Annotated in this window: 2 protein-coding genes and 1 pseudogene; 2 read left to right on the top strand and 1 reads right to left on the bottom strand. The window is 58.4% G+C overall.

The annotated features are described in order from the left end of the window. On the top strand, positions 1–326 hold a 326-nt coding region (locus A3722_RS03805), incomplete at its 5' end, for a Tn3 family transposase (protein ID WP_150120423.1). Positions 327–433: 107 nt separating this feature from the next. Next, positions 434–2,163 (top strand): annotated as a pseudogene (locus tag A3722_RS03800) (Tn3 family transposase); the annotation flags it as partial. Positions 2,164–2,353: 190 nt separating this feature from the next. Here A3722_RS03800 and A3722_RS03795 read toward each other — a convergent pair. After that, the coding region (locus A3722_RS03795; protein WP_150120422.1) for an efflux RND transporter permease subunit at positions 2,354–3,108 on the bottom strand (755 nt) is incomplete at its 5' end.

Genomic DNA, 3,108 nt, shown 5'->3' with positions numbered 1-3,108 from the left:
ACAAAGTCGAATTGGCCAATCGCTTCACACGCGCAGTGGCCGTCGGCAATCCACGTGAGTTCTCGCAAACCGAAAAGGAAGAACAGGAGATCGCAGAGGCCTGCAACCGCTTGATCAAAAACAGCATCATCTGCTGGAACTATCTCTACTTGGCACGCCAAATCGGAAAAGCTCCAGACGCAGAGGCCAAAGGAAAGCTACTACGCCTGATTACCGCCCACTCGCCCATGTCATGGGCCCATATTAACATGCTGGGTGAGTACGACTTCTCAGAAGAAAAGCTTCGCGACACCCTCGGCATCCTACCCCCGAAAAAGGCCGCATAAAGTGACTGCAAAAAACAGAAGCGCAGGAAAGGCAGAAAACCAAGCAACATCAACTCAATGAAAAAATTCCTGTGGGACTTTCGGTACCTTTATGCTGATAGACCCCCGATGCGGGCGACGACCTCCAGGCCGCGGTCGCCTTGCTGCGTGACCAGAACCGCACCGGCAAACGCAAACTGCCCGATGATCCGCCCATGCCGTTCGCGGCCAAGCATTGGCCGTCGCTGATCTTGCAGGACGGTCAGCCAAAGCGGCGCATGTACGAAACTGCCGTTGTGTCCACCTTGCGAGATCGTCTGCGAGCCGGGGATGTTTGGGTCGACGGCAGTCGCGAGTATCGGCGGTTCGACAGCTACCTGATGCCCCGGAACACTGCGGAAATCGTCATGCGGGATGCGGGCTTCGAGACAGATCCGGAATCATGGCTGGCGGATCGGCGGGCCACGCTGGCAAAACGCCTTGATGAAGTGGACCGCGCCTTGAAGCGCGATGCTCTCACCGGCGTCCGGATCGAGCGCGGGCGCCTGAAAATCACGCCCCATGACGCGGTGACACCACCTGCTGCGGTGCGTCTGGAACGGGCCATTGACGCCGTGATGCCACGTATCCGCATCACGGAATTGCTTTGGGAGGTGAATGCGCAGACGGGGTTCCTCGACGCCTTCACTGATCTGCGTTCTGGCAAGCATCACGATGCGCCCGCCGCTGTGTTGGCCACGATCTTGGCTGGGGCGAGCAATCTCGGGCTAGAGCGGATGGCCTATGCCTCATCGCGCGTCAGCCATGCGCAGTTGACCTGGGCGCAGACATGGTACTTGCGGCCGGAGACGTTTGCAGATGCTCTGGGCCGCATTGTCGATGCCCATCATGGCCTGTCCTTCGCGCAGCACTGGGGCGTAGCTGAACATAGCTCATCGGATGGCCAATTCTTCTCCGCCAATCGAGGCAGCGGGGTGATCAACGCCAAATACGGGCCAGACCCTGGGTTGAAGATCTACTCCTTCCTGTCAGGCCAATACGGGTCGTTCCATTCGAGCGTCATCGGGGCAACCGCAGGCGAAGCCCCTTTCGTGCTCGATGGCCTCCTGAACAATCCGGCCAGCTTCGATCCCCTCGTTCATTACACAGATACTGGCGGCGTGTCGGACCACGTCTTTGCCCTGTTCCATCTGTTGGGGATGACCTTCGCGCCGCGTCTGCGCGACTTTCCGGACCGGAGATTGGCCTGCTTCGGGAGTGCAAAAGCGTGGCCCACTTTGTCTCCCATCATGGGCAAACCGATCAACGAAGAGGTGATACGGCAGCATTGGGGCGACATCATGCGGCTCGCGGCCAGCATACGCGACAAGTCTCTCAAACCGTCTGAAATCCTGCGCAAGCTTGGGGCGTACCGCCAGCAAAACCGGCTGTACCTCGCTCTGGGTGAAATCGGTCGGATCGAACGTACGCTCTTCATGCTCGACTGGATCGAGAACGCCGACCTGCGCATGGAAAGCCACGCAGGTCTCAACAAGGGTGAAGCGCGTCACTCGCTGGCCAAGGCCGTATTTGCTCATTCACAAGGGCGCATTCATGATCGCTCTGACGCGGCTCAACAGAAACGCGCGATGGCGCTCAACCTCGTCATTGCCGCCATCACGTTTTGGAACACTATTTACAGGCCAGACACCTCGCGCAGACCAGCCCGCTATACGATGCTAGGCTGCTTCCGCACACGTCGCCGCTCGGGTGGGAGCACGTCATCCTCTCTGGCGACTTCGATTGGCATTCTGGTGCAGCAGAGCGCAAAATTGCGCGGCCACTGAACATCAGGCCCGTCAGAGACTGGGGGACTTGAAGATGTTCGCTGAAAGTTCTCCCTTGGCGTGGTTTTACGAAGAAACCTTCCGATGGCCCCTATCTGCATCAGCCTATAGTACTCCTCTTTTGACCGGAGATGCGTTGTATTGACCCAAAGTACGGCCGCAAGGGAGCACGCACCGTCAAACAGCCGTGCACCTTTGCCTGCGCATCAGAACATATATGCCCTAAGCCTTCTTTACAGTTTTTGCCTTCGTACCATGCTCGTGGACCGTTTCGACAAGCGAATGATGCCCACCTTGTCTGGGTGCAAACCAGCGGTGCAGGGCGGGCATGACCAGTAGGGTCAGCACGGTTGACGAAACAAGCCCCCCGGTTACCACAGTGGCAAGCGGGCGTTGGACCTCGGCACCGACGCCGGTGGCGAAGAGCAATGGTGCCAGCCCAAGTGCCGTCGTCATGGCGGTCATCAGGACCGGACGCGCGCGCAGCCCTGCGGCCTCAATGGCCAAAGCCTCCAGATTGCGACCGGCGCGCGCAAAATCATCCATGAAACTGACCAATACCATACCGTTGCCCAACGCGATGCCGAACAATGCGATAAACCCGACAGTAGCAGGCACCGACACCGGCAACCCTGTCAACCAGAGCGCCATCGCACCACCCGTCAGCGCCAAGGGGATATTCAACAGGATGAGGATCGCTGATTTCAGGCGACCAAAGGTTACCAGAAGGATCAGCAGAACGATGCCCAACGTAATCGGAATAACCACTTTGAAACGGGCATTCGCCTGTTGCTGAAGCTCGAATTGGCCGCCCCAGACCAAACGATACCCGGGCGGTAGATCCAACTGAGCGTCCGTCAACGTCTGCGCTTCGGCAACGAAAGAGCCGATATCGCGACCGCGCACGTTGGACTGGACCGTGATGAAGCGTTCGCCATCTTCGCGTGTGATCTGGCGTGGACCGATTACAGTTTCGA

Source organism: Sulfitobacter sp. HI0027, from assembly GCF_001634775.1.
Classification (GTDB): Bacteria; Pseudomonadota; Alphaproteobacteria; order Rhodobacterales; family Rhodobacteraceae; genus Sulfitobacter.
Note: the sequence above shows the minus strand (reverse complement) of the source record. Positions and strands in the feature narration are given on the sequence as shown.